Annotated in this window: 12 protein-coding genes; 1 reads left to right on the top strand and 11 read right to left on the bottom strand. The window is 65.3% G+C overall.

Features of this window, described 5'->3' with window-relative positions:
* Window positions 1-281: 281 nt before the first annotated feature.
* From CIT37_RS14660 to CIT37_RS14645, 4 genes are all read right to left on the bottom strand, one after another.
* Complete coding sequence (locus tag CIT37_RS14660; protein WP_028142743.1) at window positions 282-2,570, bottom strand: DUF1522 domain-containing protein; 2,289 nt, start codon at window positions 2,568-2,570, stop codon at window positions 282-284.
* Between the two features lie 218 nt (window positions 2,571-2,788).
* Window positions 2,789-5,068, bottom strand: coding sequence for a DUF1522 domain-containing protein (locus CIT37_RS14655; RefSeq protein ID WP_038974412.1), 2,280 nt, complete (start codon window positions 5,066-5,068; stop codon window positions 2,789-2,791).
* Window positions 5,069-5,391: 323 nt separating this feature from the next.
* Window positions 5,392-7,671 (bottom strand): DUF1522 domain-containing protein, encoded by a 2,280-nt coding sequence (locus CIT37_RS14650; protein ID WP_095425750.1) that lies wholly within the window; start codon window positions 7,669-7,671, stop codon window positions 5,392-5,394.
* Between the two features lie 361 nt (window positions 7,672-8,032).
* The gene (locus CIT37_RS14645; protein ID WP_109866597.1) at window positions 8,033-10,312 is read right to left on the bottom strand and encodes a DUF1522 domain-containing protein; all 2,280 of its coding nucleotides are present in this window, start codon (window positions 10,310-10,312) and stop codon (window positions 8,033-8,035) included.
* 322 nt (window positions 10,313-10,634) lie between these two features.
* On the opposite strand from CIT37_RS14645, the gene flbT reads away from it, so the two are divergent.
* Window positions 10,635-11,072 (top strand): flagellar biosynthesis repressor FlbT, encoded by a 438-nt coding sequence (gene flbT, locus CIT37_RS14640; protein WP_028144338.1) that lies wholly within the window; start codon window positions 10,635-10,637, stop codon window positions 11,070-11,072.
* 104 nt (window positions 11,073-11,176) lie between these two features.
* Here flbT and CIT37_RS14635 read toward each other — a convergent pair whose 3' ends face one another.
* From CIT37_RS14635 to CIT37_RS14605, 7 genes are all read right to left on the bottom strand, one after another.
* Window positions 11,177-12,676, bottom strand: a complete 1,500-nt coding sequence (locus tag CIT37_RS14635) for a pyridoxal phosphate-dependent decarboxylase family protein (protein WP_095425588.1) — start codon at window positions 12,674-12,676, stop codon at window positions 11,177-11,179.
* The gene (locus CIT37_RS14630; protein WP_038951234.1) at window positions 12,673-13,926 is read right to left on the bottom strand and encodes an ATP-grasp domain-containing protein; all 1,254 of its coding nucleotides are present in this window, start codon (window positions 13,924-13,926) and stop codon (window positions 12,673-12,675) included. The genes CIT37_RS14635 and CIT37_RS14630 overlap by 4 nt, the downstream gene beginning before the upstream one ends.
* Before the next feature lies 1 nt (window position 13,927).
* Complete coding sequence (locus CIT37_RS14625; RefSeq protein WP_161966409.1) at window positions 13,928-15,577, bottom strand: hypothetical protein; 1,650 nt, start codon at window positions 15,575-15,577, stop codon at window positions 13,928-13,930.
* Window positions 15,567-16,349 carry a hypothetical protein gene (locus CIT37_RS14620; protein WP_028144334.1) on the bottom strand — a complete coding sequence of 261 codons (783 nt, stop codon included), beginning with the start codon at window positions 16,347-16,349 and terminating at the stop codon, window positions 15,567-15,569. The genes CIT37_RS14625 and CIT37_RS14620 overlap by 11 nt, the downstream gene beginning before the upstream one ends.
* A gap of 71 nt (window positions 16,350-16,420) precedes the next feature.
* A complete protein-coding gene (locus tag CIT37_RS14615; protein WP_038973685.1) occupies window positions 16,421-18,301 on the bottom strand; it encodes a flagellar protein in 1,881 nt (626 codons plus the stop codon).
* Window positions 18,302-18,322: 21 nt separating this feature from the next.
* Window positions 18,323-20,206 carry a flagellar hook-associated protein FlgK gene (flgK, locus tag CIT37_RS14610; protein WP_038973686.1) on the bottom strand — a complete coding sequence of 628 codons (1,884 nt, stop codon included), beginning with the start codon at window positions 20,204-20,206 and terminating at the stop codon, window positions 18,323-18,325.
* A gap of 34 nt (window positions 20,207-20,240) precedes the next feature.
* Complete coding sequence (locus CIT37_RS14605) at window positions 20,241-22,496, bottom strand: flagellar hook-basal body complex protein (RefSeq protein ID WP_028144331.1); 2,256 nt, start codon at window positions 22,494-22,496, stop codon at window positions 20,241-20,243.
* Window positions 22,497-22,793 lie beyond the last annotated feature (297 nt).

Raw genomic sequence — 22,793 nt, 5'->3', positions numbered from 1 at the left:
TGGAGGTTACCTAGCGCGTTGGACGCGCTTAAGGATTTCTTTCCCAACCCTAGGCAGCACCGCTTAAGATTTGCTTACATGTGTGCTTGGAAGCACTCCGGATAATTACGGGTCGCGGAGCTCTTCGTCAGCGCAACGCTAGATCCACGCACGCACGATGTAAACTCGCTCGCGTGATGCGTGTCGATCTCAGCTAATCTTGTCCTAGCGATCTCCCTCAAAAGAACGGCGGAGCGTTAGCCCCGCCGCGATATATCGTGTGGCGATCTTGCGCTGCGAGATTAGCGGAGCAGCTGCAGCACGCTCTGTTGCGACTGGTTGGCCAGCGACAGCGCGGACACCGCGATCGACTGGCGGGTCGACAGCGCCTGGCTGTTGGCCGCTTCCTCGTTGGTGTCGGCGAGGGTCAGATTCGACGAGCCGGTCTGCAGCACGTTGATCAGGTTCTTGGAGAAGTCCTGACGCACCTGCACGATCGAGAGGTTCGAACCGAGCGAAGATCCTTCCGAGCGCAGCCTGCTCGAGGCGGCATTCAGGCTGGCCAGCACCTTGTTGGTGGCGCCGTTGTCGATGAAGTCCGTGCCGGGAACGAGATTGCTGAGGCCGAGGCCGGCCGCGTTGAACACGACGCCGTTGATGCCGAGCGTGGAGCTGCCGGTTTCGTTGAAGACCAGCTTCAGCGTGTCGCCGTTGAGCAGGTTGATGCCGTTGAAGGACGAGTCCTGCGACGTCGTGTCGATCTGCGCCAGGATGTTGTTGAACTGGCTGACCAGGCTCGAACGCGCCGTCTGCGCGACGGGATCCTGAACCGGCGGCTGTGCAGTGGTAAAGGCGAGCACGCCGGTGAGCGTACCACCGACCGCGCCGCCCGCGGCAGTCGAGCCAAGGGTCGAGGAGGCGTATTCGTTGACGGTGGTGACCGTCAGCACGCCGTTGGCGTCGATCGTCGCCGTCAGGTGGTTGGCCTGCAGCTGCACATTGAGCTGGTCGAGCGTCTTGACCGTACCGTTGGTGCCGTCGCCGAAGGTGACGTTCACCGGCGTACCGCCGTTGAAGGAGGAGAAGGTCAGAGTCTTGCCGCTGACACCGCCAACACCGGAGGTCCGCGCAGCGGTGAAGGCGGTCGCCGTTCCCGTGTTGCCGCTGAGACCGAACGCGCTGAGCGCGTTGCCCGTGCCGGTGATCGAGAGATCGGCGTTGATGCCGGTGGAGAGCGCAAGCTGACCGCTGCTGTTGACCGACGACGGGATCTGGCCCGCGGTGGTCGACAGCGCCGCCGCGCCGTTGAAGATGCTCGCGGTCTTGACGCCAGTGGCAAGGTCGACCGCGTTGAGCAGGTCGGTCAGCGTCGCGCTCTGGATATAGACCGTCGAGTTGCCGTTGCCGTCGGTGACGATGTTGCCGCTGACGCCACCCGACGTGACGCTCGCCGCCGATTGCGGCGTCTGCGCGTTCTTGAACGTGATGGTGTGACCGTCGATATTGAGCGTCGAGCCGTCCTGAACGAGAGAGCCGAGCGAGCCGGCGGTCGTCGACCGGTTCGCGGTCACGCTCGCATTGCCTGCGCCGGTCGCCGCGGTCAGACCGAGCTTGTTGAGGAAGTCGGCCTTGCCCGTCACGCTCAGATCGGCGCCGGTCGAGCTCTTCAATGTAACAGCGCCCGCCGTGATGGACGATGCCACCTGAAGCGTACCGACGGGACCCGCCGAACCGCTGACCGCGATGGTCGCCGCGCTCGCGCTGATCGTGGCGGTCTTGACGCCGCTGGCGAGGTCGATCGCGCTGAGGACGTCGTTGATGGTCGCACCGGGCGCAGCCGCCGTTCCCTCATAGACGATCGAATTGCCGTTGCCGTCGGTGGCGATATGCCCGCTGGCGTCGAGGCCCCAGCCGGTCGGTTGCGTGCTCGGAGCGATGCCGGTGCGGAAGGTGATGGTCTTGCCGTTCACCGTGATGGTGTCGCCATCCGCAGGCGCACTCCCGAATGTGGTGGATGCGGTGGTGCCGACCAGTGTGGCGGTGCCGGAGAGTGCGGTGGTGCCGTCGGCCGCCGTCGCGGCGAACCCGACCACCGTACCCGCGCTTGAACCCAGCGACGCGCCGAGCGCCGCAGTCCCGGTGACCGGGGTCGTGCCACCGGCAGCACCGGTATAAAGCACGTTGCTCTTGGCGGTCGCGCTCGCATAGGAGGTCGTGCCGCGCAGGTCGGCCGGCGTCGCACCGGGAATGGTGGTGGAGACGTTCGACTTGGTGGAATAGCCGACCGTGGTCTGCAGCGCCTGGTTGGCGATCGATTTCGCGCTGTCGATCAGCTTCTGCAGCGAGGTGATGCCGGTGTTGGCGGCCTGCAGCACCTGGACACCGTTGTTGATGCCATCGAGCAGGTTGCTGATGTCGCTCGCCCGGTTGTCGAGCCCCTGCGCCGTGAAGAAGTTGGTGGGATTGTCGAGCGCGGTGTTGACCTTCTTGCCGGTCGACAGCCGCTCCTGCGTCGTGGCCAGCAAGTCGGCCGTCGACTGCAGCGACAACAGGTTCTGGCGAACGGACGCCGAGAGAACGATGTTGGACATTGGCGAGTCTTCCTCTTGAACCGGATACGAATCGGCCGCGCGGTCTGCAAAGCGGGCTTTTGTCCAGTCTTAGGGGGTCTCCTTTAAAGTATGGTTAACGCCGGTTTAAGGGATAGGGTTAATGGCCGATGAACGCCCCTGCCCGTCTCCGGACGCAAAAAAGAGCGGCGGGACAGATAGCCCCGCCGCCCAATTTACTTAGTGATTTCAGTCGCTTATTAGCGAAGCAGCTGGAGCACGCTCTGCTGCGAGGTGTTGGCCAGCGACAGCGCGGAGACCGCGATGGACTGGCGGGTCGACAGCGCCTGGCTGTTGGCCGCCTCGACGTTGGTGTCGGCCAGGGTCAGGTTGGACGAGCCGGTCTGCAGCACGTTGATCAGGTTCTTGTTGAAGTCCTGACGGATCTGCACGACCGAGAGGTTCGAACCGAGGCTCGAGGCTTCCGAGCGCAGCGTGCTCGACGCCGCGTTCAGATTGGTCAGCACCCGGTTGGACGCCGCGTTGTCGATGAAGTCGACACCGACGGTCAGCGCGGCGAGGCCCAGACCCTTGGAGTTGTAGGTCACGCCGGTGATGTTCAGGCTCGACTTGCCGGTCTCGTCGAACACCAGCTTGAGCTGGTCGCCGTTCAGGAGGTTGACGCCGTTGAACGAGGAGTCCTGCGAGGTCGTGTCGATCTGGTTCAGGATGTTGTTGTACTGAGACACCAGATTGGCACGCGCCGTCTGTGCGACCGCATCCTGCACGGGGGTGGAAGCCGTCGAGAACGTCAGCGCTGAAGTGAGCGTGCCGCCGATCGCACCGCCGGCGGCCGTGGAGCCGAGCGTGGATGAGGCGTAGTCATTGGACGCCGTGATCGTCAGCAGGCCGTTGGCGTCGATCGTCGCCGCGAGGTTGTTGGCCTGAAGCTTCGTGTTGAGCTGATCGAGCGTCTTGACCGTGCCGTTGGTACCGTCGCCGAAGGTGACGTTGACCGCCGTGCCACCATTGAAGGAGGAGAAGGTCAAGGTCTTGCCGCTGAGGCCGCCGATACCGGAGGTGCGGGCGGCGGAGAAGGCCGTTGCGTTTCCGGTGTTGCCGGCGAGGCCGAACACGTTCAGCGCGTTGCCGGTGCCGGTGATCGACAGGTCGGCGTTGATGCCGGTCGAGATCTTGAGCTGGCCGGACGTGTTGATCGTCGAGTTCGACTGGCCGGTGGCGGTCGAAAGCGCCGCGACGCCGCTGGCGTTGATCGTCGCGGTCTGCACGCCTGTGGCAAGGTCGATCGCCTTCAGCACGTCATTGACCGTACCGCCCTGCAGATAGACCGTCGAGTTGCCGTTGCCGTCCGTGACGACGTTGCCGTTCGCACCATACCCGCTCGGAACGCTCGGAGCTCCGGTCGTGCCCGGGGTCGGCGCGTTCTTGAAGATGATGACGTGGCCGTCGACGTTCAGCGTCGAACCATCCGCGATGGTCGCACCCAGCGAGCCCGCGGTCGTAGTCCGGTTGACGTTCAAGCTGGCATTGCCTGCACCCGAAGATGTGGTCAGGCCGAGAGACTTGAGCAGGTCGGCCTTGCCGGTGACGCTCAGATCCGCGCCCGTCGAGCTCTTCAGCGTGACGGCGCCGGCACCAACGCTCGAAGCGGTCTGGTTGAAGCTGGTGGCGAGCGTCGCAGCACCCGCGGTGATGGATGCCGTCTTGACGCCGCTGGCCAGATCGACCGCGGTCAACAGATCGCTGACGGTCGCAGCCGGCGTGCCCGCCGTGCCGAGATAGACCGTGGTGTTGCCGTTGCCGTCGGTGACGAGGTTGCCGCTGACGCCCGAGCCGGACGGAACGCCAGTCGACGCCGGAGCAGAGCCGGAGCGGAAGGTGATGGTCTTGCCGTTCACGGTCAGCGTGTCGCCGTCGGCGGGCTGGGCGTTGCCGAGCAGGCCGGTGGCGGTCGTGCCGTTGGTGGCGATCAGGGTGATGGCGCCGGTCAGGGCCGTGGTGCCGTCGCCGGCCGTTCCCGCAGTGCCCGTGAAGGTGCCGATGGTGGCGCCGAGCGTCGTGGTGCCGTTCGCCGCCGTGGTGCCGCCGGCCGTGCCGTTATACAGCACGTTGCTGCTCGCGGTCGCGCTGGCGAAGCTCGTCGTGCCGCGCAGGTCGGCCGCCGTCGCGCCGGCGATCGTGGTGGAGACGTTGGACTTGGTGGAGTAGCCGACCGTGGTCTGCAGCGCCTGATTGGCGATCGACTTGGCGCTGTCGATCAGCTTCTGCAGCGAGGTCAGGCCGGTGTTGGCGGCCTGAAGCACCTGCACGCCGTTGGCGATGCCGTCGAGCAGATTGTTGATGTCGCTGGCGCGGTTGTCGAGCGACTGTGCCGTGAAGAAGTTGGTGGGATTGTCCAGGGCCGAATTGACGCTCTTGCCGGTCGACAGACGGTTCTGTGTGGTGGCGAGGAGGTCGGCGGTGGACTGGAGAGAGAGGAGGTTCTGACGAACCGACGCAGAGAGAACAATACCTGACATGACTCTTACCCTTCTGGCTTACGCGTCTTCGTTCGATCGCTTCGGATCGAGTGACGGGGCCAGCGTGCCGCGACATGGCTAACAAAGGGTGAAACGAGCATCGCCTGCGTAAGCGCCGGTTCACCATGAGCGGGCGGGACGCGCGGAGCGAGATGGCAATCAGCCTGAAATCATTGGCAATTCTTTGCGCTTACGCTCCATTAACCATAACCGCTGGTTACTTTTCGGAGCGTCATCTGCCCTCTCAAAACCTCGGGCGATCAACAAAAAAGCGGCGGGGCCGAGGCCCCGCCGCCCTAACGTCTTGCGATGTCGTCCGCTTGTTAGCGGAGCAGCTGCAGCACGCTCTGCTGCGACTGGTTGGCCAGCGACAGCGCGGAGACCGCGATCGACTGGCGGGTCGACAGCGCCTGGCTGTTGGCCGCCTCGACGTTGGTGTCGGCCAGCGTGAGGTTGGACGAACCGGTCTGCAGCACGTTGATCAGGTTCTTGTTGAAGTCCTGACGAACCTGCACGATGGTCAGGTTCGAGCCCAGAGCCGAGGCTTCCGAACGGAGCGTGCTCGAGGCGGAGTTCAGGTTCGTGAGCACCTTGTTGGTGGCAGCGTTGTCGATGAAGTCGACACCGCTGGTCAACGCAGCGAGGCCCAGACCCTTGGAGTTGTAGGTCACGCCCGTGATGCTCAGGCTCGACTTGGCGGTCTCGTCGAACACCAGCTTGAGCTGGTCGCCGTTCAAGAGGTTGACACCGTTGAACGAGGAGTCCTGAGCAGTCGAATCGATCTGCTGGAGGATGTTGTTGTACTGGTTGACGAGATTCGCACGCGAGGTCTGCGCAACCGTATCCTGGACGGGGCTGGAAGCCGTCGAGAACGTCAGCGCCGTGGTCAGCGTGCCGCCGATCGCACCACCCGCGGCGTTCGAACCGATGGTCGAGGACGCGTAGTCGTTGGTGGTCGAGACCGTCAGCAGGCCGTTGGCGTCGATCGTCGCCGTCAGGTTGTTGGCCTGAAGCTTCGTGTTGAGCTGATCGAGCGTCTTGACCGTGCCGTTGGTGCCGTCGCCGAAGGTGGCGCTGACCGCCGTGCCGCCGTTGAAGGACGAGAAGGTCAAGGTCTTGCCGGTGATGCCGCCGACGCCCGAGGTGCGCGCCGCGGTGAAGGCGGTCGAGGTCCCGGTGTTGCCGGCGAAGCCAAGCGCATTTAACGCGTTGCCGGTGCCGGTGATCGACAGATCGGCATTGACACCGGTCGAGATCTTGAGCTGACCCGAAGCATTGATCAACGAGTTCGACTGGCCGGTGGCGGTCGCAAGCGTCGCGGTGCCGTTGGCATTGACCGTCGCGGTCTGCACGCCGGTGGCAAGGTCGATCGCCTTCAGCACGTCGTTGATCGTGCCGCCCTGCAGATAGACCGTCGAGTTGCCGGCGCCGTCAGTGAGAACGTTGCCGTTCGCACCATACCCGCTCGGAACGCTCGGAGCACCGGTCGAACCCGGGATCGGCGCGTTCTTGAAGGTGATGACGTGACCGTCGACGTTCAGCGTCGAACCGTCCGCGATCGTCGCACCGAGCGAGCCCGAGCTCGTGGTCCGGTTGACGCTCACGGTGGCGTTGCCGCCGCCCACAGACGTGGTCAGGCCGAGAGACTTGAGCAGGTCGGCCTTGCCGGTGACGCTCAGATCCGCACCCGTCGAGCTCTTCAGCGTGACGGCGCCGGCACCAACGCTCGAAGCGGTCTGGTTGAAGCTGGTGGCGAGCGTCGCAGCACCCGCGGTGATGGATGCCGTCTTGACGCCGCTGGCCAGATCGACCGCGGTCAACAGATCGCTGACGGTCGCAGCCGGCGTGCCCGCCGTGCCGAGATAGACAGTGGTGTTGCCGCTGCCGTCGGTGACGAGGTTGCCGCTGACGCCCGAGCCGGACGCAACGCCAGTCGAGGCCGGAGCAGAGCCGGAGCGGAAGGTGATGGTCTTGCCGTTCACGGTCAGCGTGTCGCCGTCGGCGGGCTGGGCGTTGCTGGCCAGGCCGGTGGCGGTGGTGCCGTTGGTGGCGATCAGGGTGATGGCGCCGGTCAGGGCCGTGGTGCCGTCGCCGGCCGTGCCCGCAGTGCCCGTGAAGGAACCGATGGTGGCGCCGAGGGTCGTGGTGCCGCTCGCCGCCGTGGTGCCGCCCGCCGCGCCGTTATACACCACGTTGCTGCTCGCCGTCGCGCTGGCGAACGAAGTCGTGCCACGCAGGTCGGCCGCCGTTGCGCCCGAGATGCTGGTGGAGACATTGGACTTGGTGGAGTAGCCGACCGTGGTCTGCAGCGCCTGATTGGCGATCGACTTGGCGCTGTCGATCAGCTTCTGCAGCGAGGTGATGCCGGTGTTGGCAGCCTGCAGCACTTGCACACCGTTGGCGATGCCGTCGAGCAGATTGTTGATGTCGCTGGCGCGGTTGTCGAGCGACTGTGCGGTGAAGAAGTTGGTGGGATTGTCCAGGGCCGAGTTGACGCTCTTGCCGGTCGACAGACGGCTCTGCGTGGTGGCGAGAAGATCAGCGGTGGACTGGAGGGAGAGCAGGTTCTGACGAACCGACGAAGAGAGGACGATACCGGACATTGAGTGTTACCCTTCTGGTACGCAACGCAACAAACAAACTTCGATTAGGATTAATCGATGCCGGGACGGTGAACGCAGACGGCTAACAAAGCATGAAGCGTGTCGCTCCAGTCCTTCCGCGGATTCACCATGTGCGCGATCGGAGCCGGACCGCGCTTCGTCGTATCATCATGATCACATGATGCTTTTTGGTGCAGCGGCGACGCGTTTGCCACTTGTCAACCATAACTCAGAGTGAGCAATTCGCTGGACTCGAACGCATCGTCCCGACTTGCCAAGCGGCGTTCTGATGCCGACCCAAAAAGAAAGCGGCGGGGCCGAAGCCCCGCCGCCGGATCTTGCTTGCGATGTCGTCCGCTTGTTAGCGGAGCAGCTGCAGCACGCTCTGCTGCGACTGGTTGGCCAGCGACAGCGCGGAGACCGCGATCGACTGGCGGGTCGACAGCGCCTGGCTGTTGGCCGCCTCGGTGTTGGTGTCGGCCAGCGTGAGGTTGGACGAACCGGTCTGCAGCACGTTGATCAGGCTCTTGTTGAAGTCCTGACGAACCTGCACCACCGAGAGGTTCGAACCGAGGCTCGAGGCTTCCGAGCGCAGCGTGCTCGACGCGGCGTTCAGGTTCGACAGCACCTTGTTGGTCGCGGAGTTGTCGATGAAGTCGACACCGCTGGTCAACGCGGCAAGACCCAGACCCTTGGAGTTGTAGGTCACGCCGGTGATGCTGAGGTTCGACTTGCCGGTCTCGTCGAACACCAGCTTGAGCTGGTCGCCGTTCAACAGGTTGACGCCGTTGAACGAGGAGTCCTGCGAGGTGGTGTCGATCTGGTTCAGGATGTTGTTGTACTGAGACACCAGATTGGCGCGCGAGGTCTGCGCAACCGTATCCTGGACGGGGGTGGAAGCCGTCGAGAACGTCAGCGACGAGGTCAGCGTGCCGCCGATCGCACCACCCGCGGCGCTCGAACCGATGGTCGAGGACGCATAGTCGTTGGTGGTCGAGACCGTCAGCAGGCCGTTGGCGTCGATCGTCGCCGTCAGGTTGTTGGCCTGAAGCTTCGTGTTGAGCTGATCGAGCGTCTTGACCGTGCCGTTGGTGCCGTCGCCGAAGGTGACGTTGACCGCCGTGCCGCCGTTGAAGGACGAGAAGGTCAAGGTCTTGCCGCTGATGCCGCCGACGCCCGAGGTGCGGGCCGCGGTGAAGGCGGTCGCAGTCCCGGTGTTGCCGGCGAGGCCGAGCGCGTTCAGCGCGTTGCCGGTGCCGGTGACGGACAGGTCAGCATTGACGCCGGTGGAGAGCTTGAGCTGGCCGGAGGCGTTGATCGACGAGTTGGTCTGGCCGGTGGCGGTCGCAAGCGTCGCGGTGCCGTTGGCATTGACCGTCGCGGTCTGCACGCCGGTGGCAAGGTCGATCGCCTTCAAGACGTCGTTGATCGTGCCGCCCTGCAGATAGACCGTCGAGTTGCCGGCGCCGTCAGTGAGAACGTTGCCGTTCGCACCATACCCGCTCGGAACGCTCGGAGCACCGGTCGAACCCGGGATCGGCGCGTTCTTGAAGGTGATGACGTGACCGTCGACGTTCAGCGTCGAGCCGTCCGTGATCGTCGCACCGAGCGAGCCCGAACTCGTGGTCCGGTTGACGCTCACGGTGGCGTTGCCGCCGCCCACAGACGAGGTCAGGCCGAGAGACTTGAGCAGGTCAGCCTTGCCGGTGACGCTCAGATCCGCACCCGTCGAGCTCTTCAGCGTGACGGCGCCCGCACCAACGCTCGAAGCGGTCTGGTTGAAGCTGGTGGCGAGCGTCGCAGCACCCGCGGTGATGGATGCCGTTTTGACGCCGCTGGCCAGATCGACCGCGGTCAACAGATCGCTGACGGTCGCAGCCGGCGTGCCCGCCGTGCCGAGGTAGACAGTGGTGTTGCCGCTGCCGTCGGTGACGAGGTTGCCGCTGACGCCCGAGCCGGACGCAACGCCAGTCGAGGCCGGAGCAGAGCCCGAGCGGAAGGTGATGGTCTTGCCGTTCACGGTCAGCGTGTCGCCGTCGGCGGGCTGGGCGTTGCTGGCCAGGCCGGTGGCGGTGGTGCCGTTGGTCGCGATCAGGGTGATGGCGCCGGTCAGGGCCGTGGTGCCGTCGCCGGCCGTGCCCGCAGTGCCCGTGAAGGAACCGATGGTGGCGCCGAGGGTCGTGGTGCCGCTCGCCGCCGTGGTGCCGCCGGCCGCGCCGCTAAACACAACGTTGCTGCTAGCGGTCGCGCTGGCGAAGCTCGTCGTGCCGCGCAGGTCGGCCGCCGTCGCACCGGCGATGGTGGCGGAGACGTTCGACTTGGTGGAGTAGCCGACCGTGGTCTGCAGCGCCTGGTTGGCGATCGACTTCGCAGAGTCGATCAGCTTCTGCAGCGAGGTGATGCCGGTGTTGGCAGCCTGCAGCACCTGCACGCCGTTGGCGATGCCATCGAGCAGATTGTTGATGTCGCTGGCGCGGTTGTCGAGCGACTGGGCGGTGAAGAAGTTGGTGGGATTGTCCAGGGCCGAATTGACACTCTTGCCGGTCGACAGACGGTTCTGCGTGGTGGCGAGAAGATCAGCAGTGGACTGGAGGGAGAGGAGGTTCTGGCGAACCGACGCGGAGAGGACGATGCCTGACATAACTCTGTTACCTTTCTGGTAAACGACGCAACTGTTACTCGTCTGCTTGGATCGAGAGTGACCCAGCGACCGGCGGACCGTGGCGCCGAGACCTCTAACGAAACATGAAATGAAATCCGTGCCTTTGCCGGGTTTCGCGTGATTCGGCCGGGGACGCCGCGCAAGATCGCCGCGCAGCCGCAAGGGTACGAGCTTGAAAATATTGCGGTTTCCCGCGTGAACGGCGGGAATTTACAGGTCGTTAACTAATTCCGAGCGAGAATCACGTCTTAATAGGCCGCAACGAGCGCTCGGTTACGAAAGCGTTGATGGAGAACAGGCAATGGCCCTCAAGGTCGAGCTCAGACCGCACGAACGCATCATCGTCGGCAACTGCGTGATTACCAACACGGACCAGCGCGCGCGCCTCCTGATCGACGGCGACAACGTGCCGATCCTGCGCGAGCGCGACATCCTCACGCCGGAGACCGCGGATTCGCCGGCGAAGCTCGTCTATCTGGCGGTCCAGCTCATGTACATCTCGCCGGATCCGCAGAGCCAGCACGGCACCTATTTCAACCTGGTGCGCGACATCGTCACCGCGGTGCCGAGCGCCTGGCCGATCATCGAGGGCATCAACAATAACATCCTGAACGGCGACCTCTACCGGGCGCTGAAGGATGCCCGCAAGCTGATCGCCTATGAAGAGAAGCTGCGGAGCCAATTCGAGGCCACCCACCCCCAGACGGAAGCGGCCAAGGACGTGAGCTCCGCCGCCTGACCGCGCGCGTTCGCGCGGCCGCGCCACGCGAACGACCCAGTCCGCAAACGACAACGGCCCCGGATCGTCTCCGGGGCCGTTGTCGTTTCAGCCATGCACCAGTGCTATTGCGCCGCGAGCGGCGGTGCCTCGACCTCGATCATCCCGTCGCCGCACCGCCGGCCGCCGAACTCCAGCACAGCCGCGACCAGCGCATCGATGTCCGCCTCCTCGGTGCGGTGATTGACGATCGCGGCGCGGATCGCAAACCTGCCGCCCAGCGTCGTGCTCGAGGGAGCTGCTATTCCGGACTCCTGGATGTCGGCGACAATCTCGCGATTGACCGCATCATCGGCACGATAGCGGAAGCAGACGATGTTGAGGTTGACCGGCGCCAGCAATTCCAGCCGCGGTTCAGCCATTACGCGGGCCTCCAGATATTTCGCCAGCGCGCAGCTTCTCGTGATCGTCGCACCCAGCCGATCGGTGCCGAATGTCTTCAGCGTGAACCACGTCTTCAGCGCACGGAAGCCGCGCGAAAGATCGGGGCCGAGATCGCAGGGCCAGACCGCGCCCGCCGCAAGCCCCCTCGCCTCGCGGCGCAGATAGGCCGCGGGCTGCGCGAAGGCCTGCCGATGCAGCTCGCCGTCGCGCACCAGGAGGAAGCCAGCGTCGTAGGGCACCTGCCCCCATTTGTGAAAGTCGAGTGCAATGGAATCTGCGAGCTCGATGCCGCCGAGCAGCGGCGCGAGCTCGGGCGAGAAGATCGCGAGCGCGCCGAAAGCGCCGTCGACGTGAAACCAGATTCCCTCCTCGCGGCACAGCTCCGCGATCGCCTCGAGGTCGTCGATCGCGCCGATGTCGACGGTGCCGGCAGAGGCAACGACCAGGAACGGCTTGAAACCGACCTCACGATCGATTGTGATCTGCGCGCGCAGCGCGGCTACGTCGATGCGATGATCGGCATCGACGCCGATCTTGCGCAGCGCGTCGGTGCCGAGCCCGGCGATGTCCATCGCCCTGGAGACGCAGCCATGCGCGGCCTGCGACGTATAGGCCGTCAGCAGCGCGCCGTCATTGCCGATGCCGTATTGCCGCGCCAGCGTGCCGAGCGCAGCGTTACGCGCCACCAGCACCGCCATCAGATTGGCCATCGACGTGCCCGTGACGAAGATGCCGCTCGCACTGTCCGGAAAGGCGAACAGGCGGCGCATCCAGTCGACGATCTGGCGCTCGACCTCGATCGGCATGTGGTCGCGTCCGCCGAGATTGGCGTTGAGGCCGGCTGCGAGCATGTCCGCGATCATGCCGACCGCGGTGCCGCCGCCATGCACCCAGCCCATGAAGCCGGGATGGACGTTGCCGGTCGCATACGGCGCGACGTGATCGGCGAATTCGCGGTAGACCTCGGCGAGGTCGCTCGCCTCGCGCGGCACGTCGGCCTTGAAGGCCGCGCGGGTCGCATCGGGAATCGGCTGCCAGACCGGACGCGCCCGAACGTTGGCGATGCCGTCGATCGCATCGTCGAGCATGCGATGGGCGAGCGCGCGAAATTCGCTCCAGTCCTGCGGGTCGAGCGAGGCGTGCGCGACGGAGCTTTGCGCGTTGCGGATGATCTCGTTCATGCTGCACTCCCCTCGCCGGCTCCTGCATGCCGCGACAGCATCGCCGAGAACGCCGCAAAGATCTTTCGCATCTGTGGCGGCTTGTAGGGAAACACGACCGGCGAATCCATGTTGTGCACGACGGCGGTGTTGTCGGCCTCGAACACCAGGAGCTCGCCGTCCTGGTTCTCGGCGCAATCGACGATGAAATAATCGAGGCCGACACGCCTGCTCATCTCGTCGAGCGCGCGTCCGTGGCGCGCGGCGAAGGCGTGATCGAAGTCGCGCATGAAGATCGCTTCTTCTGCCCGCTTCTCCTCGCTGAACGCCATGTAGGCGTTGAGATACCAGATGTCCCAGCGGTCGGCGATCGCCATGTGGCAGGCGTAGGGTTTGCCGTCGACCATCGCGAGACGATATTTGCGGTAGAGCCCGTCGGGATTCACATAGTCGACGAAGCGCGCGACGAAGAAATCCTGCTCATCACGCTCGGCAAGGTAGGCTGCGAGCGCGGCCGCATCGTGGAGCTTCGCGAGTCCGACGCCGGCATGCGATCCGCGCGGCCGCGCGATCATCGGAAAGCGCAGTTCGGCCGCGATGTCCCGGCAGGCGATCTGCCCTCGCGAAAGCTCGGACAATTGCGCGCGCGTCGCGTGGATGGTCGCGGGAATGTCGAGACCCGGCACGCCGGCCAGCAGCCGATGCAGCTTGTCGCGATCGAGATTGCCGATGCGATCGGGACGATTGAGCAGCGGCCGCGGCCAGTGCGGCGCGGCCTTCTCGATCGAGGCGAGCGCATCTCGGCACTCCTCGGAATCGGAGGCGACCACGATGGCGACGTCATGCTCGGGCAAATTCTCCGGCAGACCGACGCCCTTGACCACGTAGAGCGTCAACAGCTCGATGTCGGAGTCTTCGAGCAGAAAATCGATCGGCGTGTTGCCGCCCATGTCGATGTCGGCTGCCAGCGCGAGCACGCGCAAGCCCGGCTTCGGAGCAGCGCCCGGCGTGCGAAACAATTGGTGGAAGCTCAGCACCTCCGACTGGATCGCAAGCCCCTGATCCTTGTCGCCGAGTAGCTGGGTGATCAACGACAGATCCAGCCCTTCGCCCGCCAGTGCGGTCCCCGCCGCGATCCGCGCCAGCAGCTGGTCGCGCAACGGATGCAGGTCGACGCCTTCGAAGGCCTGGCGCGTCAGCTGCGCAAAGCCGATGCGATCGGCGTAGTTCGCCGCCGTCATGCGAAGCGGCGCGGAAACCGGATGCTGCATCTCACACCTCGAACGCGGAGTTTACCGGCACGGCCGCAACCGCGCCACGGTCGAGCAGCAGCTCGATCTTTACCAGGACATGGGCGATGCGATCGAGAATCTGCTGCACGTTGCGTTGCGCCTGCGCCATGTCCGGCGACCAGGCCTCGGTCACGAGCCGTGCGCCGACGCAGAGGCGCAGCACGGCCTGCGGTGCCTCGTCCTGCCGCTCCAGCCGGACCGGCTGGCCGATCAGGCAGCGCTGCACGGCGACCTGCCGGTCCGCCGCACTGCCGCCGATCGCCTCGTTCATGTCACGCGCCAGCGCCCGATGAACGGCCGCGGTCTCGGCGATCGAGACCGGCTTGCCGTCGCGCAGCAGAATGAACGGAAAGATCGTGGTTTGTGCAAATTCCTCATCATCCACGCCGGCGGTCCCGATCGCGGATGGGACGGGGCGAAGCGAGGGCGACAGCGCGATCATGCTGTCGATGCCGGCGGCGAGCTCGGCGAGCATCTCGGCGCGGAAAGCCCCTGATACGGCGTAGTAGCGGCCGATCTCGGCCAGCGCCGCTTCCCAGCGCAGCCATTGACCGAAATTCGGACGGCGTTCGAAGCGCGAACGCAGCGCCGTCCAGGCCACCGGCCAATCGCAACGGCCGGCATAGTCGAAGATACCAGGCGCAAACCCCTCGACCCGGTCGAGCGACCGCGAAAGGCCCTTCGGCACCAGCACCGCGCCGCTGAAGGCGGGCCCACCGAAGAATTTCGAGCCTGTCATCAGCACCATATAGCCGCGGTCGAGATAAGAGCGCAGCCGGCGGCGGCCGAGCCGGGCCTGGCAGGCGTCAACGACGATCTGGACCTTGCGCGGCCAGCGGCGCGCCATCTCGTCGAGACAGGCCGCGCTCGGTGCGCGCCAGCCGAGCTTCGATGCGTCCATGATGTGGAGCAGCACGGGCGCGCCTTGCGCGATCGTGGCCTCGATCGCATGCAGCACCGCGGCATCCGCGTCCGCGCGCATCGCAATCCCCGGCGCGGTCCCGAGCAGCGGCAATGCGAGACTGGCGCCGGCGAGCCCCGCAACCGCACCGTCCTTGCGAACCGCGAGGCCGCTCGCCGTCATGGAGCTGAAATGGTGCCCGCGGGCGGTGTGGATCGTCCCGCTTCCGGTCTGGTCGGCGCCGACCACGATCGTCACCGGCGGCGCGCCGAGCACCGCGCGCGCCAGGAACAGGGCGTGGAGCTGGGAGTCGGTGCCGGAGGGCGAGAACACGACGTCGACGCGCGGCGAGAGCTGGAGATGGCCGCGCAGCTCGTCCCGCATGTCCTCGCAGCGCGCATCGAAGGCGACCTCGACCTCGTCGAACAGGCACTTGTGCATCAGCTCTTCGCGCGCCAGCGCGGCACGGTCGTAGGCCATTTGCGAGATCGTCGATGCGGTCGAGGAGGCGAAATTCCAGATCTCCGGCTCCGGCGAAGCCGCGCAGCCATAGCCGTTGACGCGATCGCTGGCGTCGAGCGCCAGCCGCGGATCACCGCCGGAGACGAGCAGCGTGTCCAGTGGCGTGAAGAGATCGCGCAGGCGATAACGCGAGCCGCCGTCGGGGGCGCGCTCCTGACCTGACAGACGGGATGCGCCGGCGCTCATCCCGGAAGGCTCACGCCGCATCGGCCGCCGCCGCGGGCGCCGGCGCGAATTGCGAGGCGATGTCGCCGTGGAATACCGACGGCCCGACGTGATCGAGCGAGCTCTGGATATCGGCCCAGATCTCGCCGCCGATATCGGTCCAGCGCTTGCAGAAGGCGAAGTCCTCGGAAAGATACGTGCCGGTCGCCGGATCGATCATGCATTCGAACAGCGCGAAACGGTTCTGGCTCGCCGCCAGCGTATCGTGCGAATGCTCGCGGAAGAACTGCAAGGCCGCATAGTCCGGATGGCGGCACATCGCCTCCAGCGCCTGGCGCCGGATCATCAGGAAGCCGGTGCCCGCATAACGCACCCGGGTGAAGCCGTTGACCACGACGATGCGATCGGGGTCCTCGATCTCGAGCACGTAATCGAGCGAGGCGGCCGGCACGTCGGTGCGGCCGGCGTCAATCGCACGCTTTGCCTTATCCCAATTGACCCGCTTGATCGGATAGCAGCCGGCGACGACGTCCGCGCCGCATTCGATCAGCCTGAACACCTGCTCCGGCTTGAAGCCGATATCGGCATCGATGAACAGGAAATGCGTCGCCCTGGGATCGTCCAGGAACATCGCGACCAGATTGGCCCGCGCGCGGGTGATCAGCGCATCGCCGTCGCGCAGCAGCACCTTGAGCTCGAGATTGGACATGCCGTGCACGGCCCGCTGCAGCGCGAAGATCGAGCTCGCATAGATGCTCGACACCTGCCCGCCGAAGCACGGCGTTGCCACTACCAATTGCATCCTGTCCGACATCGGCAGCTCCGCCCCGCTCCAATCCTCACCAAGAGGTAAAGAGGCATGGTTAACGGCGCCTTAACGCATCCTTACAGGAACTTGACGAGCGACAGCTGCGCGAGGTTCGAGGTCACCTGGTAGGACGCCTGGAGCGCGTTCTGCAGCGCCAGCAGCTGGCTCGCGACCTCGTCCGGCGAGGCCGATTCCGCCTGGTCGATGATGGTCTGGAGCTGCGCCTTGGCCTGGGTCTGGCGCGTGCTCGCGTCCTTCATCGTGTTCTGGGCCATCGCGATGTCGGTCTGGATGTCCTCGATGCGCTGCTGGCCGGGCTGCTGGGTCAGCGCCTGGGTGGTGCGCAGGCTCAGCGCGGCGACCTGCCCGCCCGAATACTGCCCGGTCGGCGAGGTCGAGAAGGTCCCGAACACCGCGATTGCCTGCAGCTGCCGGCGGATCGCGTCCTCGTTCGCCTGGGCGCCGTACTGCACCGTGACGGAATCGTCGACCCGCGCCATCGCGGTGGAGCGCGCCGGGCCGGGCCCGTCATTGCCGGTGTACCACTTCACGGTGTTGGCCGAGCCGTTGACCAGCGTCGTCGCCGAGCTCGCGGGCGAGGAGCCGACGCGCAGCGGCGGCTGCGTCGCGGTCACCGGCGTCGCGCTGAAACCGAGCGAACCGAGCGCGCCGGTATTCGAGCTCGTGATGTTCAGGCTCGCCGCATCGTCCGTGTTGATCGTGATCGAACCGCCATGGATTGTCGACGGCTTCGACGTCCCCGTGATCGCGTCGATCTTGCCCATCAGCGTCTGGACGCTGTCGCCGACGTTGAGCTGATTGCCGGTCGCGCCCGAGGCCACGAAGGTCAGCGTGGTGCCGTTGACGGTGATGGTGTCGCCGGCGACGAAACCCGGCGAGATCGAGTCCGTGGGGCTCGCACCGGACAGCGCTGTCGCTCCGCTGATCGGTACGAGTGGGCCCGCCTGGCTGGTCTTGGGCGTGCCGATCGCAGAGCTGGCGGTGTTGAAGAAATTGTCGCCCGCCGTGACCGCGGATGCCGCCACCAGCGAGGTGCCCGCGAGCTTCTTGATCGCGGTGTTCAGCGCCGTGTTGAGATTCGTCGCGGTGTTGGCCGGGTTGACGGGGGTGCTTGCGTCGATCGCGAAGCTGCCCACCGGGGTCGGCGTAGCCGTCGAGGCGGTCAGGTCGATCTGCTCGGTCGAGCCGTCCGGCAAGGTGAACTGAACGCTGAGCTTGTCGCCGTTGTTCGGATTGACGCCGTTGAGATTGACCGAGAACGACACCGGCGAGCCGCTCGGACCGGTGATGGTGGCGCCCGTCAGTGTCGAGGAGACCGCCGAGACCTTCAGACCGAACGGCGAACCGGCAACGTCCTCGGACACCTGTATCGCGCCCGACGGCAGCGTCGACTGCACCAGACGACCCATCCCGTCGCCGAGGTCGGCGGCCTGGCGCTCCGCCATCACGGTCTTGAACCCCGCCTGCGTCGTGGTGCCGTTGATGATGTCGCCGGCATCCGCGACCGACTGCGTGCTGACGGCGGTCCCCGAGAACAGATAGCGGTTGCCCGTCTGCGTGTTGAGCACGCCGACCATCGAGCCGAACTGGGCGGCGGCGGTGTTCTGCGCGATGGTCTGGCCGTTGACGTTGAGATCCTGCGCGGTGTTGGCCGCGCCCGTCTGCACCGTGCTGCGGATCTTGGTCAGCGACTGCAGCGCGGTGTTGGCGAGGTTGATGCTGACATTGACGTTGGTGATCGTGTCGGTATAGGCGGCGATGTTGGAGAGCTGCGCGCGCCCGGCGATCGCAAAGCCCTCGTTGGTGCCCATCCCGGAATAGTTCTGCGACAGCTTGCCGGTCGAGAGCTGCGTCGACAGGTCGGTGAGCTGCTGATTGATGTTGCGGATCTGCGAGCCGAGAATCGACGAAGAGTAGTTGATGCTGCTGATCGACATGTTTCAGAGCCCTGTTACTTGTTACACTTGAGCCTGGAGCAACGTATTCATCATGCTCTGCACCACCGACATGACGTGGGCGTTGGCGGCATAGGCATTCTGCAGCTGGATCAGGTTCGACATCTCCGAGTCCAGATTGACCTTGGAGGTCGAATCGAACTTGGCCTGGAGCGTCGAGACCACGACGCTCTGGCCCTGCTGGAGCTGGGTGGCCTGGGTCGCGGAATTGGCCTGGACGCTCAGGAACTGCTGCAGATAATTCGAAACGCTGCCGGTGAAGGGCTGGCTCGCCGAGCCGAGACCGCTCGTTGGCGAATAGGAGAACACCGCCGAGGTGAGCTGCGAGTAGAGATAGTCCGAACGCGCGGTGTCACCCGAAGGCGTCACCGGCGAGGTGTTGTACACCGACATCCTGGTCGGGTCGTTGACCAGCTGCGTGTTCACGGCGATGCGTCCGGCAAGGCCGGTCATCTGCGAGCCCGAGGCGGTGATCGCGCCGGTGTAGAGCGCCTGTCCGCCGTCGGTGAACAGCGGCAGTTGTGGATTGCCCGAGGTCAGCGACGAGATCGTCTTGGTGATCGAGGACGAATTGACCTTGGCAAGGCCGCTGTTGTCGTCCGTGATCCGCAGCGTCGTGGCGCTCGCCGGCGGCAGCGCGGCGGAGAACGTCAAATGCGAGGTGGGGAGCGCCGTGTTGAGCGCCGAAGCGATCGCGCCCATGCCGCCGGAGAAGTTCACGCCGATCTGCATCGGATTGGCGTTGGTGGCGTTCTGCAGCGGCAGCGCCGCCGGATCGGTGACGTTGACGAGGGTGACCTGGCGCTTCGTGTTGGTCGCCGTGTCGGTGTAGGTGAAGGTGGCGGTGTTGCCCGGCAGCGCCCCGGCAAGGTCGATGTCGAAGCCGGCCGGCGGGCCCGACACCGTGGTGCCGGCGGTGGTCTTGTCCGACAGCGCGCTCGACATCGTGGCAGCGAGCTGGTCGATCTGGTTCTGCGCCTGCACCAGCGTCTCGTCGCGCAGCTTCAGATCGGCTGCGATCTGGCCCGAGGAGACCACGTTGTTGGCGACCACGTCGACCTTCGAGCCGTTCGGCAGCACGATGTTGAGCGCGCCGACGCCGGACTTGGCCGGATCGATGTTGTAGAGCGAGGTCGCCGACAGCGCGCCGGCGGAAGCAAAGGTGAATTGCGAGGCGAGCCCGGCGCCGACGAGCTGGATGCCCGTCGTGGTGTAGATGTTGGCCTGGTTCGAACCGTCGGTGGTGACGCGGACGTCGACATATTTCGACAGCGTGTTGATGGCCTGGTCGCGCTGGTCCATCAGCGTCGCGGCCGAGGGATCGTTGGCCGACAGGCCCTGCAGCTTGGTGTTGATGTCGGCGATCTGCTGCATGGCGACGTTGGCCGCTTGCGCCGAGTTGCCGAGATCCTGCTCGACATTGGAGCGCAGCGACTGGATGCCCTTGGTGGTGACGTTGAGCTGCGTGGCCAGCGCCTGCGCCGCACCGAGCGCCACGGTTTGCGCCGATGAGGCGCCCGAGCTGGTCGACAGCGCCTGCAGCGCCGTGGTGAACTTGTTCAGCGCGGTTTCGAGCGTGCCGCTGTTGCCCGGCGTGCCATAGACATTCTGAAGCTGCTTCAGGATGTTGGCCATCTGATCGGCGTAGCCGCTGCCGCCGGTCTCGGTGCGCAGCTGGTTCAGCACATAGGTGTCGAGCTCTCGGCTGACGCCGGTCGTCATCGCCGTCGAGCCGAAATCGCCGGTGGTGACCTCGATCTGGTTCGGGGTCTGGACGACGTAACCCGGCGTCTGCGCATTGGCGACGTTCGAGGAAACGATCGAGAGCGCGGCCTGGTTGGCACGCAGACCGCTCATCGCACTGGCGAGGGCTGAACTCAAACCCATGTTACTTGCCGCCTTTGGTTACGTTACGCGCCGATCAGCGCAACACGTTCAAGAGGTCCTGCACCATCGAATTCGCAGTCGTGATCACCTTGGTGTTGGCCGAATAGGCCTGCTGGGTCACGATCAGCTTGGTGAATTCGTCGGCGATGTCGGTGTTGGATCCCTCCAGCGACGAGCCGCTGATGGTGCCCGAAGCGCCGTCGATCGCGTCACCCGACTGCTCGGTCGCGGCATAGGCACCGCCGTCCATCGCCTTCAGATAATTGGTGCCGTTGAAGTGCGACAGCTGAACCTGAGCGAGGTTGAGGTTCTGGCCGTTGGAGAAGGTGCCGACCACGATGCCGTTGTTGTTGACGGCGACCGAGCGAAGCTGACCGGCGGCATAGCCATTCTGCGTGATGGTGTTGATGGTCACCGCGCCGCTGGTGCTGGCATATTGCGTCAGTCCGCCTGAGGAGATGTTGAAGGCGACCGAGCCGAGCGACTGGCCGCTGACGCTGACATTGTTGATGGTGATGCCCGAGCCGCTCGGCGAGGTCAGCGAGCCGTCGCTGGCAAAGGTGAACGTCTGGCCGGTATTGACCCAGCCGACGGTCGTGCCGGTGGCGTTCGGATCGGTCTGGTAGAACAGGTTCCAGCTATCCGAATGACCCGCGCCCAGCGAGGCGCTGTCGGTCTTGGCCCAACGCAATTGCAGGTTCACCGGCGTGCCGGCGGCGTTGTAGGCGGTCACCGCGCCGCCGCTGATCGATTCCTTGGTGAAGGTCGCGATGTCGTTGCCGATCACGCCACCGGTGCCGGCGGTGCCGCCGCCGTCGCGGTTCTTGGTGATGGTCGAGGTGAAGCCGAGCGCCGAGAAGGCAGCGCTGTTGGAGCTGGACACCGAGAGGTTGGAGACGGTGCCGGTGTTCAGCGTGATGACGCCGCCGCTGCTGACCGACGATCCCGAGGCGCCGGAGAGCGCGTCGATCTTGCCGAGCAGAGTCGTGACATTGTCGGTGGTGAGGATCTGAGCGGCGCTGGGAACCGTAGGCGGCGAGACGAAAGTCAGTGTCTGGCCGTTGACGGTGATGGTATCGCCGGCGGCGAAGCCGGACGAGAGCACCTGGGCGCCACCGGCGGTCGCGCTGCCGCTCAGCACCGTTGCACCCGAGATCGCGGGCGAGGACAGCACGTTGCCGCCGCGGGTTACGCTGCTGATGCCGAGCGCGGTGGCGGCCGTACCGCTGCCGACCGCCACGTCGGTGCCGGTGCCGCTGGAGATCACGATGTTGCCGCTGGCGGAGAGCGAGGCCGTGACGCCGGCGCCGCCCGCAGTCTGGATCCCGTTCAGGATGTCCGCGACCGTCGCCGTGGTGCCCGCGCCGAGACCGATCGTGGTGTTGTTGCCGACGGTCGAGACCGTCGTGCCGCCGTTGAACGTGATGGTGTTGCCATTGATGGTCAGCGTCTGGCCGCTCAAGGCGGTGAGGATGCTGGAGGCGAGATGCGTGCCGACCGCGTTATCGAGCGATGTGGTGGTCGAGGCCACCGCCGACGAATTGTTCTGGAGTGCGACCGTGCCCGTGCCCGTCGTCGACGAGTAGGCCGAACGGACGTTGCCGGTTGCAGCCGCGCCGGACACCAATGCGTTGGCATAGGGCGCGGGAGGTGTGCCGACCGGCAGCGGGTTGGCTGCGAAATCGGACGGGTTCAGCCCGCCGGCCGCCAGCAGCGTGCCGCTCGACGCGGTCGTTTTCGCCACCGTGTTCGGCTGGGTCGGCAGGTTCGCAGCGTACTGGATCGAGGTGGTCGCCTGCGCCGGAATGAAGTTGTTCTGGAATTGCAGCACGTTTGCCACGCTGCCGGTCGGGTTACCGGTCTTCGGATCGACCGTGACGCCCATCAGGTAATAACCGGCGCCGTTGACCAGATTGCCGTTGGCATTGAGCTGGAAGTCGCCGCGCCGCGTGTAATAGGTGACGCCGGTGAAGACCGGCACGTTGTCGACGACGCCGCTCGCCTTCTGGATCGAGAAGAAGCCGTCGCCGGTGATCGCCATGTTGGTGGCGACGGTGGAGCCCGAGATCGTGCCCTGCGTGGTGATGGTGGCCTTGGCGTTGGCCGTCACGCCGCCCGCGACCTGCTTGCTCGGGACCGAGGAGTCGGGGATGAGATCGACGAAGCTGGTGCCGATGCCCTTGTAACCGGTGGTGGATGAGTTCGCGATGTTGCCGGAGATGTTCTGCAGCGCGTAGGACTGCGCCTGCAGGCCACCCACCGAGGTGTTCATTGCATCGAAGATACCCATAACTTTGTCTCCAAATCCGATCTCGGCGGCGGGTCGACATGGCCGCAGTCGAAGGAGACAGTCGCAAGGGCTATGCCAATGCGGGTATCTTCAGAAAATCAATGACTTAACAAAAAAGCCCCGGCCTGATGACCGGGGCACATTTGCCGGGACCGGCAACAATTGCCGGGAGAAATTGTCGTTCCGGAGCGAGCGTCAGCATCGAATTCTGGTGCGCAATTGCGTACCTGAGAACCTCGAGATTCTCAGGTGCGCAAGCGCGCACCATAGTTCGGTCCTGCGGTCCTGCGGACCGCC

This window comes from Bradyrhizobium ottawaense, from assembly GCF_002278135.3.
GTDB classification, from domain to species: Bacteria; Pseudomonadota; Alphaproteobacteria; order Rhizobiales; family Xanthobacteraceae; genus Bradyrhizobium; species Bradyrhizobium ottawaense.
The sequence above is the reverse complement of the archived record's forward strand: the minus strand, read 5'-3'. Positions and strand labels throughout refer to the sequence as shown.

Excerpts from the sequence above, each read along its gene's own strand:
- CIT37_RS14660 (WP_028142743.1), bottom strand. The coding sequence starts at position 2,570 with ATGTCCAACATCGTTCTCTCGGCGTCCGTTCGCCAGAACCTGTTGTCG.
- CIT37_RS14655 (WP_038974412.1), bottom strand. The coding sequence starts at position 5,068 with ATGTCAGGTATTGTTCTCTCTGCGTCGGTTCGTCAGAACCTCCTCTCT.
- CIT37_RS14650 (WP_095425750.1), bottom strand. The coding sequence starts at position 7,671 with ATGTCCGGTATCGTCCTCTCTTCGTCGGTTCGTCAGAACCTGCTCTCC.
- CIT37_RS14645 (WP_109866597.1), bottom strand. The coding sequence starts at position 10,312 with ATGTCAGGCATCGTCCTCTCCGCGTCGGTTCGCCAGAACCTCCTCTCC.
- flbT (WP_028144338.1), top strand. The coding sequence starts at position 10,635 with ATGGCCCTCAAGGTCGAGCTCAGACCGCACGAACGCATCATCGTCGGC.
- CIT37_RS14635 (WP_095425588.1), bottom strand. The coding sequence starts at position 12,676 with ATGAACGAGATCATCCGCAACGCGCAAAGCTCCGTCGCGCACGCCTCG.
- CIT37_RS14630 (WP_038951234.1), bottom strand. The coding sequence starts at position 13,926 with ATGCAGCATCCGGTTTCCGCGCCGCTTCGCATGACGGCGGCGAACTAC.
- CIT37_RS14625 (WP_161966409.1), bottom strand. The coding sequence starts at position 15,577 with ATGCGGCGTGAGCCTTCCGGGATGAGCGCCGGCGCATCCCGTCTGTCA.
- CIT37_RS14620 (WP_028144334.1), bottom strand. The coding sequence starts at position 16,349 with ATGTCGGACAGGATGCAATTGGTAGTGGCAACGCCGTGCTTCGGCGGG.
- CIT37_RS14615 (WP_038973685.1), bottom strand. The coding sequence starts at position 18,301 with ATGTCGATCAGCAGCATCAACTACTCTTCGTCGATTCTCGGCTCGCAG.
- flgK (WP_038973686.1), bottom strand. The coding sequence starts at position 20,206 with ATGGGTTTGAGTTCAGCCCTCGCCAGTGCGATGAGCGGTCTGCGTGCC.
- CIT37_RS14605 (WP_028144331.1), bottom strand. The coding sequence starts at position 22,496 with ATGGGTATCTTCGATGCAATGAACACCTCGGTGGGTGGCCTGCAGGCG.